Source organism: Paenibacillus sp. FSL H7-0943 (assembly GCF_037963265.1).
Taxonomy (GTDB): domain Bacteria; phylum Bacillota; class Bacilli; order Paenibacillales; family Paenibacillaceae; genus Paenibacillus_AQ; species Paenibacillus_AQ odorifer.
In genome coordinates this window covers 4,997,473-5,012,469 of the sequence record NZ_CP150148.1, presented here as the reverse complement: position 1 = coordinate 5,012,469, position 14,997 = coordinate 4,997,473, and the positions used below count along the sequence as shown (strand labels likewise).

General features: G+C 41.3%; 17 protein-coding genes. 13 read left to right on the top strand and 4 right to left on the bottom strand.

Going from position 1 to position 14,997, the window contains the following annotated elements:
- Positions 1-2: 2 nt before the first annotated feature.
- From NSQ55_RS22055 to NSQ55_RS22020, 8 genes are all read left to right on the top strand, one after another.
- On the top strand, positions 3-626 hold the full coding sequence (locus NSQ55_RS22055) for an HXXEE domain-containing protein (RefSeq protein WP_076194975.1): 624 nt from the start codon (positions 3-5) through the stop codon (positions 624-626).
- Between the two features lie 223 nt (positions 627-849).
- Positions 850-2,034: a glycosyltransferase gene (locus NSQ55_RS22050; RefSeq protein ID WP_339169119.1), complete on the top strand. Its 1,185-nt coding sequence runs from the start codon at positions 850-852 to the stop codon at positions 2,032-2,034.
- Between the two features lie 202 nt (positions 2,035-2,236).
- Complete coding sequence (locus NSQ55_RS22045) at positions 2,237-3,301, top strand: serine hydrolase domain-containing protein (protein ID WP_339169117.1); 1,065 nt, start codon at positions 2,237-2,239, stop codon at positions 3,299-3,301.
- Between the two features lie 114 nt (positions 3,302-3,415).
- Entirely contained in the window at positions 3,416-4,525 is a 1,110-nt protein-coding gene (locus NSQ55_RS22040) for a hypothetical protein (RefSeq protein ID WP_339169115.1), read from the top strand.
- A gap of 154 nt (positions 4,526-4,679) precedes the next feature.
- Positions 4,680-4,853, top strand: a complete 174-nt coding sequence (locus NSQ55_RS22035) for a hypothetical protein (protein WP_339169113.1) — start codon at positions 4,680-4,682, stop codon at positions 4,851-4,853.
- On the top strand, positions 4,829-5,137 hold the full coding sequence (locus NSQ55_RS22030) for a GNAT family N-acetyltransferase (RefSeq protein WP_339174576.1): 309 nt from the start codon (positions 4,829-4,831) through the stop codon (positions 5,135-5,137). Before NSQ55_RS22035 ends, NSQ55_RS22030 begins: the two co-directional genes overlap by 25 nt.
- Before the next feature lie 28 nt (positions 5,138-5,165).
- Positions 5,166-6,638, top strand: coding sequence for an amidase family protein (locus NSQ55_RS22025; RefSeq protein ID WP_076184221.1), 1,473 nt, complete (start codon positions 5,166-5,168; stop codon positions 6,636-6,638).
- A 199-nt stretch (positions 6,639-6,837) separates the two neighbouring features.
- On the top strand, positions 6,838-7,413 hold the full coding sequence (locus NSQ55_RS22020; RefSeq protein ID WP_076184220.1) for a dihydrofolate reductase family protein: 576 nt from the start codon (positions 6,838-6,840) through the stop codon (positions 7,411-7,413).
- Positions 7,414-7,553: 140 nt separating this feature from the next.
- Here NSQ55_RS22020 and NSQ55_RS22015 read toward each other — a convergent pair whose 3' ends face one another.
- Positions 7,554-7,751 carry a hypothetical protein gene (locus NSQ55_RS22015; protein WP_076130220.1) on the bottom strand — a complete coding sequence of 66 codons (198 nt, stop codon included), beginning with the start codon at positions 7,749-7,751 and terminating at the stop codon, positions 7,554-7,556.
- Between the two features lie 97 nt (positions 7,752-7,848).
- Here NSQ55_RS22015 and NSQ55_RS22010 point away from each other — a divergent pair, with 97 nt between their 5' ends.
- The 5 genes from NSQ55_RS22010 to NSQ55_RS21990 all read left to right on the top strand — a co-directional run bounded on the left by NSQ55_RS22010 (position 7,849) and on the right by NSQ55_RS21990 (position 11,308).
- A complete protein-coding gene (locus NSQ55_RS22010; protein ID WP_339169110.1) occupies positions 7,849-8,472 on the top strand; it encodes a hypothetical protein in 624 nt (207 codons plus the stop codon).
- 23 nt (positions 8,473-8,495) lie between these two features.
- The gene (locus tag NSQ55_RS22005) at positions 8,496-8,846 is read left to right on the top strand and encodes an MmcQ/YjbR family DNA-binding protein (RefSeq protein WP_076279204.1); all 351 of its coding nucleotides are present in this window, start codon (positions 8,496-8,498) and stop codon (positions 8,844-8,846) included.
- Positions 8,847-8,923: 77 nt separating this feature from the next.
- A complete protein-coding gene (locus NSQ55_RS22000) occupies positions 8,924-9,115 on the top strand; it encodes a hypothetical protein (protein ID WP_076130223.1) in 192 nt (63 codons plus the stop codon).
- Between the two features lie 278 nt (positions 9,116-9,393).
- Positions 9,394-9,996, top strand: a complete 603-nt coding sequence (locus tag NSQ55_RS21995) for a GNAT family N-acetyltransferase (protein WP_339169108.1) — start codon at positions 9,394-9,396, stop codon at positions 9,994-9,996.
- A gap of 172 nt (positions 9,997-10,168) precedes the next feature.
- Positions 10,169-11,308, top strand: coding sequence for a 5-methyltetrahydropteroyltriglutamate--homocysteine S-methyltransferase (locus tag NSQ55_RS21990; RefSeq protein ID WP_076302690.1), 1,140 nt, complete (start codon positions 10,169-10,171; stop codon positions 11,306-11,308).
- A gap of 394 nt (positions 11,309-11,702) precedes the next feature.
- On the opposite strand, the gene NSQ55_RS21985 is transcribed toward NSQ55_RS21990, so the two are convergent.
- The 3 genes from NSQ55_RS21985 to NSQ55_RS21975 form a co-directional block, all read right to left on the bottom strand.
- Positions 11,703-12,644, bottom strand: a complete 942-nt coding sequence (locus tag NSQ55_RS21985) for an NAD(P)H-binding protein (RefSeq protein ID WP_076217959.1) — start codon at positions 12,642-12,644, stop codon at positions 11,703-11,705.
- 78 nt (positions 12,645-12,722) lie between these two features.
- Positions 12,723-13,622: a LysR family transcriptional regulator gene (locus tag NSQ55_RS21980; RefSeq protein WP_076130226.1), complete on the bottom strand. Its 900-nt coding sequence runs from the start codon at positions 13,620-13,622 to the stop codon at positions 12,723-12,725.
- 91 nt (positions 13,623-13,713) lie between these two features.
- On the bottom strand, positions 13,714-14,904 hold the full coding sequence (locus NSQ55_RS21975; protein WP_339169105.1) for a coenzyme F420-0:L-glutamate ligase: 1,191 nt from the start codon (positions 14,902-14,904) through the stop codon (positions 13,714-13,716).
- Positions 14,905-14,997: the final 93 nt, after the last annotated feature.

Here is a 14,997-nt window from a genome sequence, read left to right as displayed (position 1 = left end):
AAATGAATTTTTTAAGAAAATATTGGCAGGATATAGGACTATTCATTGGCATTGTTATATGCATGTATCTTCTAATGAATTGGGAAACAATACCGCGGATAAACAGCATATTATGGTTAAGCTTTGTGGCGATCCTTCTTCATCAATTTGAGGAATACCGCTGGCCAGGGTACTTTCCAGGCATATTCAATATAGCCCTTTTTAAAAGTGAATCCCCTGACAACTATCCATTAAATAAACAGTCGGCAATGATTATTAATGTGGTCATCGCCTATGTGTTCTACTTGCTCCCTGTATTCTTCCCGTCAGTAGTATGGCTGGGGATGGCACCTGTTTTAATGGGCTTTTTCCAAATCATTTTCCATGGAGTCGTCATTAATATAAGAGCAAAAAGCATGTATAATCCAGGATTAGTCTCCGCAATTTTTGTACATTTGCCGGTGGGGATCTGGTACATCAACTACTTATATGAGCATCATTTAATAACCCTCTCAGACTGGATTTGGAGCGCAATTTATTTTGCCATAGCTGTTTATATTTTAATAGTGAAAGGAAATACATGGATGAAAAACAAAAACTCCATTCACAAATTTTCGCAAAAGCAATTATGGTCTTTTCATAAGTAGCTCCTCATAACCCACCAGAAGGTTCAGTTGGCCTTTAACTAAACACAGAACATTAATCCTATCGTTACTGGAGGTTGATGCACTGTGTTTTTTTCTGCGGATTTCTTCGTTTGCTTCGCGCTATGAAAATGTTGAAGTTAATATTCTGTTGAGGATCTCATCACTATCTGTTTACGATTCAGAGTTAGAGTTAGAGAAGGCCAAGCGAAAAAGGAGCTTTCTCATGAACACAGATCCTAAAGTGCTTATTGTAACTTCGGCATTTGGAGACGGGCATCTCAAAGTAGCAGAAGCGATTGATCATTCTTTTAGACGTAGAGGGATCAGCCGGATTGTCACCTTGGATCTTTTCGCTGCAGTCTACCCTACTCTGAATGAGCTGTCCCGCAGATTCTACCTGAACAGCACAGGTTATACTCAAGAATTTTATGGATTAGTGTACAAGTTGACGAGCAAGATGAACCCAGACCAGTTCATGGGCAGATGGATTCATTCTATGGGCAAGCGGAAAGTGCAAAGGATCATCGACGAGATCGGACCGGATATTATCATTCATACCTTTCCTTATTTGGCCGCTGCAGAGCTTGCATCAACAAAGGGGAGACGGATCCCCCTTTTCACTGTCATGACGGATTATGTGGTTCATGGCAGATGGCTTCATCCACAAACCACAAAGTATTTTATCGCTACGGAAAGCATGAAAGAAGAACTGATGTCATTAGGTATTGCTGAAGAAAAGCTTGTGGTTAGCGGGATTCCGATTCGTGAAGCTTTTGAACAGACTCAGGAACGTGAAGCCCTTTTACGTAAGCACGGACTAGATGGAAATCGGCATTATCTATTACTTGCGGCAGGGGCTTACGGTGTGTTGAGTGATATTAACCATTTAATAATAAGGGCGCTGCAGCAATCAAACTTTGATGTAATGGTATTGTGCGGGAATAATCATAAGCTCCAGAAGGCTACGGAAGAGCTTTTTCAAGAGAATCCTCGGGTTCACATACGGGGTTATACAGAAGAAATGCAGGAGCTAATGTGCATATCCTCCTGTCTGTTGACCAAAGCAGGGGGGATTACCTTGACTGAGGCGATGGCTCTAGCACTTCCTGTAATTGTCTATCGTCCGCTCCCCGGTCAGGAGGCAGGTAATGCAGAATGGTTGTCTGAGCACAATTTAATAGAGATTGCCCGAAACGAGGAGCAGTTAGTAGAGCATCTTCAGAGATTGGAGCATCTGGGGTACAGGGATGAAAAGGTGCAGGATATGAAGAACTTTTCCCGGAAATCAGCCGCGGATGCTATCGTTACTGAGGCTTTAGAGGTTATCAAGCTGCGGCAGCCGTCTGTTTCAGCCGTAAAATCTATGGTTGTTGAAGGGCAGGCGAAGACGATTCATGGATATTATTAGCAAGGTAGAAAGACCACGCGTTGTGGGTCCTCTAATTGGAGGCTGGCTCGGAAGCTCGGGGAATGAATTGCTGCCTTTTCAAGTAAGCACCTGTTTATTTGATTATAATTATTTATTACCAGATAAAGGATCGATAAGATGTTATTATTTGTATGGGTGAATTTATTGGAAATGGTGCGTTATTGTCATTGGGGAGGTCAAAATGTACACGAATCAGAAGATAGAGGATATTTTGCATGAAATGCTAATCAAGTCTGTGGAAAATGAAAAGTTTCCGGGATTAGCGGCCGGAATCGTAAAGGACAACCAAGTTCTGTTTACTGGTGAATATGGGACGGCAAATTTATCGACGGGTGATCCTGTTGTTCGTGGCACTTTGTTTCACCAAGCCTCTGTCTCCAAAACCTTCGTAGCAACCGCCATTATGCAATTAGTTGAGCGTGGTAAGGTAGAATTGGATGCTCCCATCACTAAATATCTGTCATATTTTAAGTTAGAGGATGAGCGGTATCAAAATATAACAATAAGACAGCTTATGAATCATACCTCCGGTATGCCTGATGAGGAAGATTACGCGTGGGACCGCCCTGAATACGACGAGCAAAGTCTTGAACGATATGTAAAAGGGATAGGTCACCACAAGCTGTTAAGCCAACCGGGAGAGAAATTTGCCTATAGTAATATAGGATATGAGATCTTGGGAGATATGATAGCAAAAGTCAGCGATATGAGCTTCGAGCAGTATATGGAAAAAAATATTCTGAAACCGACAGGAATGCAGTCCAGTTCTTTTCTTAAACAGGAGGTTGAAGCTTATATTGCTGCACCTCATGTGCTTGGAGCTACCCATGAATGTGGTGGCTGCGTTAGTAGTGTTTTTCCATATAACAGGGCTCATGCACCTAGCTCCACTTTATATACCCATGCCGAAGATATGTGCCAATATCTGCTGATGCATCTAAACGGTGGAACAGCCGGGAACGGCAATGAAGTCCTCCAGCCAGGTAGCTATAATGAAATGTGGAAACCTCATGCACAAACGGGCTATGATCCGGAAAATGCACATATAGGATTGGGCTGGTTTCTTGGAGAATATAAGGGTTCTCGTATTCTCTCACATTCCGGTTGGGATACTGGATTCTTAAGCAATCTGTTCCTGCTTCCTGATAAAAAAATCGCTATTTCTGTTATGAGTAATTGTGACTATGTCAACATGGGCAGTGTATGCTTCCCAATCCTTGATCTGTTGCTTGGCTCCAATATTTAAAACGAGTCTGTAAATGATTTTACAACTTCATAACAAGGGGCTTCGTACTTTATAACATTCGTATCTTAAAGTACATGTAAGTCAAGCCCACTTACACTATGGAGGTTATGAGAAATGAAGAGTAAAAATGTGAAATCAGCCCTCGGGGTGATCGCGATTTCCGGTGGTCTGCTAGCCCTCACTGCTTTGGCAGTGCCCAAAATCGTCGCTTATACTACAGTGAACCAGAATGTGTCTCAAGCGGACGTTTCCTACACGCAAGAACTCAACCAGAAGCCAGCTGTTCAACTGGCGAGCAGCCAGATCCCGGTACTTAAGGTTGCAACCAAAACACCGGTCTCGACGATCAAGTCGTATTTTGAGCGCACAGTCACTGCTGAAGAAATTAAGCAGATTAATGAGTATGCAGAGAAGGCCAGGCTCACTGGCAAGGATGAACAGCTTACGCGGCAATTTACGGACCAGGAGAATAAGCGGCGGATGTTATTGGATGATCAATACAAGTACGATGGCTTACGGCCCAAGCAGAAGCTACCTTTGAAATCAGGGAGTTCCGAATTTTATCTGGATCAAAGCAAATTTACCTATGTAATTCCTAAGCGCGAACTGACTGATGAAGAAATGCTGCAATTGATCGACTGGAATTATCGCTTTAATTATGTGGTAAGCCTCAATCTTGTCGTGGCACAGCCAGATAAGAAGGACATCAGTCAGGATGAAGCCCTACGCAGAGCAGAAGAGAGCGTAAGCCGTCTATTCGGTGTCGATCTCTCAAAGTTGCAGGCTCAGACCTCATATTATAAACCTTTTCCTGATTCGAAAGGGCAATGGTTCGTTAATTTTCTACCTTACCGTGCAGAGACACTGCGGGCTCAGGATAAGTCTTATTTCATGTATAATACGTTCGTGGATGCAAAGAGCGGGACCGTACTTGATACCACGATAGTGGACCTGTCCTATAAGAGAACGCCGATTACAGCAGCTATGAATAAACAGATTAGCCAGGATTCCAGCTGGCTTCAAGCCGCTAAATCCATTGTGGTGGACAAGCAGGGCGAGACCCGTGCGATAACCAGCTCCTCTATCATTAAAGACAGTGCATATGACAAAAGCGGAGTAGTAGCGGTCTTGGTCAAACTGAAAGACGGTAGCTCCTACACGGTAGAGCTGCGCTATCCGGAGAAGACTCTGCGCTGCCTGATCTATACACCGGTTTCCAAGTAATGAAGTGAACCAGCGTTATAAACTACTTTAGTATTTACAACCTACAGCAAGCCCCACTCGGGGCTTGCTGCTCTGCATTTTGAGAGCTGGTGGATGACTATTGTGAGAGCAGGCATGGGTATAGGAATTTCTTTTTACAAGAAGGGATGGTTAGATGCTAGATATTAAATCCTTACAAGAATGTCCTCTTCGTCAAAATGAGCTTATTGAGTATGTCAAAAAACGGTGGCCAAAAGTACAACAAGCTGTGCTCCCCAATATACAAGAAAGTTTAATCTCAAAAGATGAGGAGTTCCCTTTTACATTTTTGCTGTTGAAAATGATGTAATCATCGGGTTTTATCAATTAATTGAGCAGGAATTTATAACTCGAAAAGATTTATCACCTTGGATTGCGCCATTGTTTATTGACGAAAGTGAGAGGGGCAAAGCACTGGGAGCCGTTTTGTTGGAGCATGCCAGAAAAATAGCTGGGCAACTAGGTTATGCAAAAGTCTACTTGGCGACGGATCATATTCTTTATTATGAGAAATATGGATTTAAGGAGATAGGTCTGGATAACTTCGAGTGGGGACGGCCCACCAAAATATATGAACATGACACTATTACATAAATGACCCAAATGGAAAGCAGGAGTTATCATGGAACATATCTTCGAATTAGCAAAAATAAAGAGTGAAGAAATAACGATACTCGAACTGCAGGATGCAATGGATAGAGGGGATGTTAGTTCTAGGGAACTTGTTATGTATTACATGTATCGGATAGCAACGTTTGACCAGAGTGGTCCCATGATAAACTCTATTATGGAAATGAATCCAGATGCGATTTATATTGCCGAGGCATTAGATCAGGAAAGGAAATTAAGCGGAGCACGAAGTCTTCTACATGGTGTGCCTGTATTATTGAAAGGAAATATTGAAACGAATGATAAAATGCATACAACTGCGGGCGCATTAGCTTTGGAAAACCATGTTAGCTCGAACGATGCTTTTCTTGTCCAAAAACTAAGGGATGCTGGGGCCATTATACTTGCAAAAACAAATATGACGGAATGGGCAAATGGGATGTCATCATCCATGTGGGCTGGGTATAGCTCAATAGGAGGACAAACCAAAAATCCATACGGTGATCATTTTCCGGGAGGTTCCAGTACGGGTTCTGCCGCTTCCGTTGCAGCCAACTTTTCAACAGTAGCCGTGGGGACAGAGACGTCTGGCTCTATTTTAAGTCCAGCTGTGCAAAACGCAATTGTTGGTTTAAAGCCAACTGTAGGTCTAATAAGTAGATCAGGCATAATTCCATGGTCATATTCTCAGGATACAGCTGGACCTATGGCAAGGAATGTGACAGATGTTGCGATCTTATTAAATGCGCTTACGGGAAAAGATGAAAGTGATCCTGCTACTTGGAAAAATGAATATTCTACTATGGACTACACAGCATTTTTGGATAAAGACGGATTAAATAAAGCGACCATAGGCGTTTTTAGAAATGCTCTACCTAAGAATTATTGTGACATGGGTGAATATGATGAACATTTATTTAATGATGCTGTGGCTAAATTAAAAGGTTCTGGAGCCAACATAATAGAAGATATAGATATTCCATCGTTCCATAGAGAGTGGAAATATAACAAAATGAATCTTGAATTTAAGCATTCCGTTGAAAATTACTTATATAACCTTCCGGCTCAACTTCCTGTCCATAACCTAAATGAATTGATGGAATGGAACGAGCGGAATTCGGAAAAGGCTTTGAAATATGGACAAGATATGCTGAACTATCGATCACAGCTAGATAAACCGTTGAATCATTCGGAATATATAGTAGAGTCTATCTCTGACTTATATTATTCGCAAAATATGGGGATCGATCATGCTTTAGAAAAGTATGGATTGGATGCAATCCTGTTTCCTGCTTATGTCGGAGCTGATTTAAGTGCTAGAGCAGGTTATCCAACTATAGCAGTGCCCGCAGGCTTTCAAGAGAATGGAAGAGCCTTTGGGATCACATTTGCAGGAACGGCATTTAGTGAACCGACACTCATTCGGATTGCATTTGCATTCGAACAACAAACGAAACACAGGAAAATGCCGGCTCTAAAGAAATGAAAGATGAATTGAAAATTAGAAAAAGGTGCATTTACAAACGAACGTACGTTTGCTAATATGTTAATGTGGATAAAAATACCAAAGTGAAGAAATAAGCGTTTGAGATTAGCAATCCATAAGAAACAACCCAAGTAGAAATCTGCTAAGATGTAGTTAATGTCTAATGTAGATACCCCTCATGAATAAAGGAGAACTGAAAATGAGAAAACTCGTTCTATTTCTTCACGCATCGCTTGACGGTTTTGTAGAAGGGCCGAATGGTGAGATGGACATTGGCTGGGTTTCCTACGATGCTGATTTGGAGAACCATGCGAAAGAAATTCTGAGTACTGCCGACACTGTCATTTGGGGACGCGGGACTTATCAGATGATGCACAGTTACTGGCCATCAGTCCCTTCGAACCCATCAGCTTCGCAGTATGAGCGGAATCATGCCGAGTGGATCGAAAAGACAGCCAAAATCGTTTTTTCCACGACGCTGGAGAAAGTCGAATGGAATAATTCCAGACTTGTGAAGGAAGCTGTCGAGGAAGAGATCAATAACCTCAAACAGCAGCCCGGCAAGGATATGGTCATCCTCGGCAGTCCTAGATTCGCACACCACCTTATGCAGCTTGATTTAATTGATGAGTATAAAATTACGGTTTCTCCCGTCCTGATCGGTAAGGGATTGCCATTATTCCAAGGTCTCAAGGAGAAGAGAAATCTTAAGCTAATTGAAAACAAGACCTTTGATTCTGGAGCCATAGGTCTCGTTTACCAGACGGTAAGATGACTTTTCACTTAAGGTGATTACGCTCACGTGGAACGTTAATGGAACGACAACAGCGGCAGTCTAAGACTTTATTTATCAAGTCTTGGTCCGCCGCTGCTTCTTTTAATGGATCCAGTCTAATACTTTATTTCTACCAAACACTAATCAGATGTTGGTTCTTTCATAAACCATGAAATATGGGTGCATCGCTTACAAATAAGGATGGCAGCGTTTTTGTTCGCCCAGTCAAAGCCTAAAAATGATGCGCCGCTTGTGTTAAGCAGTTTATAATCCAGATCAAAAGTATCGTTTTGACAGCAAGGACAGATTATTGGTGCGCCTGCAGCACTGTATCTCATTTTAAAAACCTCCTGTGGATTTGTATAATACTTTAACGTATTTGAGGTTATTCAGGTTTCGTGCACTTGAACTTACTAGTTAATTTGGGGTGAAGTTATGTTTAGCTGGAAAAAAGCTTTGTCAAAGGTATGTGAACTTTATTTTTCATCCAAAATGAATTCGAATTTAGAATGGATCTTGGTTGGCTCGGTCGGTTCGGTTCTTCAGGGCTGTGAAATGACCCCAGGAGACGTTGATATTTATACAAGGAATAAGGAAGGGATTGACCAATTTGCAGAACTTCTTAAAGAATTTTCCCTTTTGGATAAATGTGAATTTCCTCATGGGGATAACTGGTTATCTTCTTTAGAAGAACCTACATTCACTCAAACCTTTTCTTCGGGATTTTCTTGGACAAAAGGGAGTTGGGTAATCGATGGATTTAAGGTGGAGGTTGTTCATATTTCCAATTCAGCTGGAATTCCTGATTCTATGGATGGTGATGGGATATGGGAAGGTGGACAATTCATTTGGAGCCATTTCAAAAACGTAGATATCGGACCGTATACTATTCCTACGGTTCCGTTAGAAATACAGTTGGAATCTAATTTAAGACGAAAAAGATCAGATAGGACACAAGCGATTATCGCTGCATTACAAAAAAATGGCTATGATAAAGAACTAATCGATAAAGCCTTATCAAAGGAACACTTATCTTATTTTTATTCCCAAATTGGTTAGGCTGAGAAGGCGAGGGACTGATTTTGACCCATAATATTATTGAATACTGTTTAAAAAAGAACGGAGCAACAAAGGACTATCCTTTCGGATTCGATCCATTGGTGATTAAGATTGCCGGTAAAATGTTCGCGCTTATTTTTGAGAATAAGGGGAATTATGCTTACATAAATCTAAAATGTGATCCGGTGATTGCAGGGAACTTGCGAGAGCAGCATGAGAGCGTTCGGCCAGGATACCACATGAACAAAAAACACTGGAATACGATTGTTTTGGATGGCTCCTTACCAGAGTCGGATATCTATTTAATGATTGATCACTCTTACGATAGGGTTGTCAAAAATCTCCCTAAAGCCCTCCGACAAACGATATACTGAATGTGGCATTAATTTGTCGTTTAAATGGTAATGGACTGGTATAATATGGTTTATAATCATGGAAAGGAGTTGTTTTTATGTCTGACTTTTTTAATTCAGGACCTAATCCCAATATGACGGACCCTGGAGGCCATAAAGCAAACCATGATGTAAATGCGCAAAAATATCATACTGAAGGCGTTCCTGGATTTTGGAGCGAGGTAACCAATCTGTTGATCGTTGTGGCTATAATTGCCGTCATTTTTTTAGTTATAAGGTTTGTTTTATGATTACCCTGGTTTAGAGTGAAGATATTGACTTTTAGGAGACGGTTCCATTGGTAACTATCATTAAGTGGACAGAATTTAGAAGGATAACGCCTACTCGTCCATAAACTGCGTATTTCCTTCTTAATGAGGGTACTAGATGCAAGAATATAACATTAGTACAATGAAAGACTTTTCAAAGCATTACATTGACCAAATCCGAATATTAGAACACCTTTGCAAGACGTCCGATAGGTCAAGTTTGAGGGTGGGTGTAGAAAGCCTTAAGGAGATAGACGGAGATGAGGCATTCTTGTGCCGCAGCAGATATGCAAATACAAGGCATACAAACTTGCCGTTTTAGGATACCTTCTAATTCTGAATCAGGGATGGATTATATCCGGCATTTAGGGGCAAGTGCTGCACCGTCTGAATTCCTCATGGTTTTTAATCGGGCACAAATCGCTGGATCAAGCCACTCCGGTTTAGTTGTGCGATTGGAAGAAGATCTGGATTTAGAGTTCATGGTTAAATGTTCATCACAAGCCTTTGGTGATTCAGAGTCCTGGACTAGGAATTATTTGACTCGTACAAGAGAACCGGCACGGATTACTTACATTGCTGTGGACAACATGATTCCGGTTGGGATGATCAGAGTCAATGATTTAGATACAAATACTGCGGTTATACATGATTTTTGTGTGCTTCCTTCGTGTCAAGGCAGAGGATACGGTCGTGAAATTCTTTCAGAGGTAGTTAAAATCTTGCGAGATCAGAAGAATACTCAGATTCGTCTTAGCGTGGTCACTCAAAATAGAAATGCATTATCCCTATATCAGTCGGTTGGGTTCGAGGTTACTGCGGAGTTTAATTACTATGTAATATCCGTCGATATGATTTGTTAAAGAAGAGGCGCTACTCATGCGCCTCTTTCTTTTTTGGCATGCCCTTCTAATTATCACGCTGAATCTAGCTATAGTTAATACTTATAACCTGCCATAGCGCATTGGTAGATCGGTATAGTCAGTCGGTTATGCTATATTAATTCTAATAATTTGTTTACGAGGAGATTAATATATGAGCATTCAGACCAAACCCCAAAAACGAACCGTTACTCCATTTCGATATGATATCGTGGGCAGCTTCCTGCGCCCCCAAGCGTTGAAAGAGGCTAGATTAAAATTCAAGAATGGTGAAATTACTGCCGAGCAGTTGAAGGAAGTAGAGAACGACGAAATCGTTAAGCTCGTGCAGAAACAAAAAGAGGTGGGTCTTCAAGCGGTAACCGATGGTGAATTCCGCCGCTCTTGGTGGCACCTCGACTTCTTCTGGGGACTTGACGGTGTAGATCGGACAATTATTGATCAAGGTTACCAATTTAACGGTGCAGAGTCCAGACCAGAAACAGCCCGACTGACCGGGAAAATAAGCTACAGCAGCCATCCTTTTGTTTCGCATTATGAATTTTTAAAAGATGCTGCTGGTGAGGACGTTGTTGCGCGTCAATCGATTCCTGCGGCTGCACAATTCCTGTTCGAGCTAGATCGGGCGGAAAACAAAGAAAGCACAAATGAATTATACCCGAATCGTGAAGAGCTTATCTCGGATATTGCCAAAGCATACAAAGCATCGATTCTTGCCTTCTATGCAGCGGGCTGCCGCAGTATTCAAATCGACGATTGTACGTGGGGAGCGCTTTGCGACGAACAGTTTATAGCGTTTATGAATCAGATTGGCGTGAACGTAGCTGAATATGCAAGCGAACTTGCAAAATTGAATGAGGAAGTTGTAACCGGTCTGCCGGAAGATCTTGTTGTAACGACCCATGTATGCCGGGGCAATTATGTTTCGACTTATGCTGGAGTAGGTGGAGGCTACGAGCCTATCGCGCAAACGCTTCTTAATATCAATAACTACTCGGGTTATTATCTGGAGTTTGATACCGAACGTGCAGGCGACTTCAAGCCATTGCGCTTCTTGAAAGACAATCAGCAGGTTGTGTTAGGTCTGTTCTCATCCAAATTTGGTGAGCTTGAAAGCAAGGAGGATATTCTGAAGCGTATTGAGGAAGCGAAGCAATATGTTGATCTAAACCGGATTTGCCTTAGCCCGCAATGTGGCTTTGCTTCCACGGAAGAAGGCAACCACCTGACTGAAGAGCAGCAATGGCGTAAGCTTGCTTATATTAAAGAAATTGCTGAAGAGATCTGGAACTAACTTTAATTAAAAATAGACAGAGATAAAGATAATGCACCTTTAGCCATTCGGATGTCTATCCGTACAGTTAAAGGTGTATTTTGTTCTACAGCGAGTTTACCGATATACTTGGCTAGTTCTATCTATACCGTGACGGAGGATTAGGGAAAACCTCCCTAATAAAAGCCGATAATTGCTCTAAATGAATGAAATTAAGGAATAACTCCCTAAAAACAGAGCAATATCAAGATTTACCGTCAAATCAGTCGAATTTCAGGGAGGAATTCCCTAATTATCTCCAGGGCGAGCATATGATTGAGCTTTACGGAGTTTTTGTGCCACGCTCAATATAAAAGAAATCACCCCCGTTTAATAAACGGGGGTGATTTAGCCTAAGAAGTAAGAGTGGCAGCTTTTAATTGTCTTTAGAGTGTCTTTCGCCAACCTGGAATTCATCGGCATGTTCAAACATATATTTCACGGTCAGAGGGTCTTGACCAGTAAGTTGTTTGAAGTCGTCCGTATAAACATCCATTTTTCCTTCACGAATAGCTTGTCCGAAAGTAACCATACCTTCTGAAGAAAAGGGTGCTTCGGAGCCTTCTTTAAATGCACCATCGGTGGTTCTAGGCACGCCCATTGCTTCGAATACGGCATAATTTTCTTCATCCGTATTTTCTTTGTAGGTGATATGATTGCCCGTTACTTCGTTACCAATCTTAATGAAGTCGGTAATTGTCATCAATTCAAGCCCGTTGATATTTAGAATCGCTTCCTGATAGTTATTGGAGGCTAGGGCATACGCAACGGCTTTTGCGCAATCCTTCCGCGAGATATAAGCCATTTTACCGTCACCTTGATTGTTTGTTAATACCCCGTCACCCTTCACATACGTAAAGTAATTGGTTATCATGGCTTCCGCGTATTGGGAATTCCGAAGGAAGATATAGTCTAACCCAACGCTTTGAATATAACGTTCGGTATACACATGGTCAATTTTTTCTACGCTTGGATTGCTTTCATCGGCTGCGTTGACCAAAGAAGTATAAATGATCTGTTTGACTCCAGCTTCTTTTGCAGCATCAACCACATTTTTTTGTGCATTTTGACGTTTCTCTCCAACAAAAGGCATGGAGATTAGAGCGAGTTTATCGGCATGAGCAAAAGCTTCGGCAAGGCCTTCCTTGTTATTAAAGTTGGTCACATGTGTTTCAATCCCTTGTTCCGCATATTCTTTCAAACATGCCGGATCGTAAGCGCAAAAAATGATTTGGTCTTTATCTACCAGCTCCAACAAGTATTCCGCAGCTTGCTTCCCTAGATTTCCATCGACACCAGTCAACAATAATTTACCCATGATCGTTGTCACTCCTTGTGGATATGATTTATACCCTTATAGTATGTGAAAAAAAGAACATAGTCTAACACATAAAACTTATGGTCGATTGCTAAATCCAATTTGGATTTGTTGCAGGAAGGAGGGCAAGGCCGGGTTTGTATTATTTTTGAGATAACCTGCTTCGATTGCAAAGGTATGGTGTGAATCATCTAAAGGAATTAGCCGGACTTCATCTTGAAGATAAGCGAGCTGATAGTTATCCGGGAAAAAGCCAATCAAATTCTCCGTGATGATATAAAACAATTCTGTCTCCACATCGTCTGCGGTTCGAAGAATATTCGGCTGATAGCCGTCTTCAATTGCATGCTGGATCATTAGATGATAAGAGTTTCCAATAGCTGTTGGATTCAGCATGACTAGGGGATGTTCATATAACTCCTCTTTGGCGATCGATTCATGATGAAAGAGAGGATGGTGATGACTCACAGCCGCACAATAACGTCCCTTATATAAGGGATAGGTTACAATGTCCTCTTTTCCCTGAAACTCGGAATCAAAGGCAATAGCCACGTCGTAAATCCCTTTTAGCAAGTATTCTGCAATATCTTTTAGCAATACTTTATTCAGTTCCAGCTTAATATTCGGATGATGATCCTGAAACGAGGGAATCAATTTCAACAAACTTTGGATATCCGTCATCGCCGCATATTCGATACTCAGGGATTGCGTATTATACTTTTGAAAGTTTTCCATGCTCAGCTTCATATGGTTATATTGCTTCCAGAGGATGAGAGCTTCGCCATAGAAAAGCCATCCGGCTTTGCTTGGCTCAATAGGGATCTGCTTTCTGTCAATTAATTGAATGTTGAATTCCTCTTCAAGCGCGGCGATTTGTTGACTAATGGTGGTCTGCGAAACATAGTTCTTTTTAGCTGTTTCCGTAAAATTTCTGCATTCCACGAGATCGATAAAATATTTAATCCTTCTTATGTTCATAGTATCCTCCGCCTGCCGCTGTTTGCTTTTATTATAACCCAGAAAGTAACAAAGAGAGCCTCGTTTAGAGACTCCCTTTGTTGTACTACTCTTATTTTGTATAGTTATCGAAATAACCTTGGATATAAATCATTGGTGTTCCTTTATCGCCACTACCAGAAGTCAAATCAGATAATGATCCAATCAGGTCAGTTAATCTACGAGGTGTAGTCCCTTGGGCTTCCATCGCACCAACTAGATCATCATTTTTATTCTGGATGTATTTAGAAATGGCTTGTTTTAACTCTTCACCACGAAGATGAGAGAAGTTGTTATCGGCCAAGTATTTCAATTTTACTTCATTTGGTGTTCCATCAAGTCCGGCAGTGTAAGCAGGGGAGACAACTGGATCTGCGAGCTCCCAGATTTTTCCAACTGGATCTTTGAATGCTCCATCGCCATAAACCATAACTTCTACAGTTTTACCTGTAATTTCTTTGATTTTTGCTTGGATACCATCCACGATAGGCTGGCAGTTGTTTGGAAATAGCTTTACACTTTCTTCTGTAGCTTTGTTTGATCCTAGCAGACCATAAGCTTCGTTAAAGCCGCTGCCATCGATTGATTGTGTAAGAATATCATCCAAACCAAATACTTTTTCAGCACCGTTGTTTGTGAGAATGCGTTTGGTTCTGAAGCGAGTGTGAATATCGCAAGTTAATACATTTTTTGTATAGTTTAAAATGGTTTTTGGGTTGTTGGAGAAGATGACTTCACAAGCCACACCTTCAGCTTCAATTAAACCTTTATAATATTCAATATAGTCAACCCCTGTGAATGGGTGCTTAATATAGCCGAAAAACTCACGGAACTGAGCTTCTGTTAATACATCCGTCCATGGATTGATACCTTTAGCATCTAGTTCGTCGATGTCTACAAGGTGGTTGCCTACTTCATCAGCTGGATAGCTTAACATTAGGACTACTTTTTGTGCCCCTTTGGCAATACCGCGTAAGCAGTTAGCAAACCGGTTACGGCTAAGGATTGGAAAAATGACCCCTACAGTTTCTTCGCCGAATTTCCCCTTTATATCAGCAGCAATATTGTCAATCGTTGCATAGTTTCCTTGTGCCCGAGCAACAATGGATTCAGTTACGGTCACAATGTCACGATCTTCGATCGAAAAACCATCGACTGTTGCTGCATTCAATACCGTCTGAACTACGATTTCTTCAATGTTATCCCCATTGTTAATGATAGGTCCGCGAAGTCCACGTACAACTGTTCCAACTACTCTTTCCAATATGATCTCTCCTCTAATAAGGGTATACTCTATATTATTAAAATGGTTTTAAAGCCTATATTACTATACCCTTTTAGAGCGATATAAGTAAAA

Bases quoted from the DNA above. Each gene is read 5' to 3' on its own strand.
- NSQ55_RS22015 (WP_076130220.1), bottom strand. From the start codon at position 7,751: ATGAGATACAGTGCTGCAGGCGCACCAATAATCTGTCCTTGCTGTCAA.
- NSQ55_RS22025 (WP_076184221.1), top strand. From the start codon at position 5,166: ATGGAACATATCTTCGAATTAGCAAAAATAAAGAGTGAAGAAATAACG.
- NSQ55_RS21995 (WP_339169108.1), top strand. From the start codon at position 9,394: ATGAGGCATTCTTGTGCCGCAGCAGATATGCAAATACAAGGCATACAA.
- NSQ55_RS22045 (WP_339169117.1), top strand. From the start codon at position 2,237: ATGTACACGAATCAGAAGATAGAGGATATTTTGCATGAAATGCTAATC.
- NSQ55_RS22055 (WP_076194975.1), top strand. From the start codon at position 3: ATGAATTTTTTAAGAAAATATTGGCAGGATATAGGACTATTCATTGGC.
- NSQ55_RS22010 (WP_339169110.1), top strand. From the start codon at position 7,849: ATGTTTAGCTGGAAAAAAGCTTTGTCAAAGGTATGTGAACTTTATTTT.
- NSQ55_RS21980 (WP_076130226.1), bottom strand. From the start codon at position 13,622: ATGAACATAAGAAGGATTAAATATTTTATCGATCTCGTGGAATGCAGA.
- NSQ55_RS22000 (WP_076130223.1), top strand. From the start codon at position 8,924: ATGTCTGACTTTTTTAATTCAGGACCTAATCCCAATATGACGGACCCT.
- NSQ55_RS21990 (WP_076302690.1), top strand. From the start codon at position 10,169: ATGAGCATTCAGACCAAACCCCAAAAACGAACCGTTACTCCATTTCGA.
- NSQ55_RS22040 (WP_339169115.1), top strand. From the start codon at position 3,416: ATGAAGAGTAAAAATGTGAAATCAGCCCTCGGGGTGATCGCGATTTCC.
- NSQ55_RS22050 (WP_339169119.1), top strand. From the start codon at position 850: ATGAACACAGATCCTAAAGTGCTTATTGTAACTTCGGCATTTGGAGAC.
- NSQ55_RS22020 (WP_076184220.1), top strand. From the start codon at position 6,838: ATGAGAAAACTCGTTCTATTTCTTCACGCATCGCTTGACGGTTTTGTA.
- NSQ55_RS21985 (WP_076217959.1), bottom strand. From the start codon at position 12,644: ATGGGTAAATTATTGTTGACTGGTGTCGATGGAAATCTAGGGAAGCAA.
- NSQ55_RS22035 (WP_339169113.1), top strand. From the start codon at position 4,680: ATGCTAGATATTAAATCCTTACAAGAATGTCCTCTTCGTCAAAATGAG.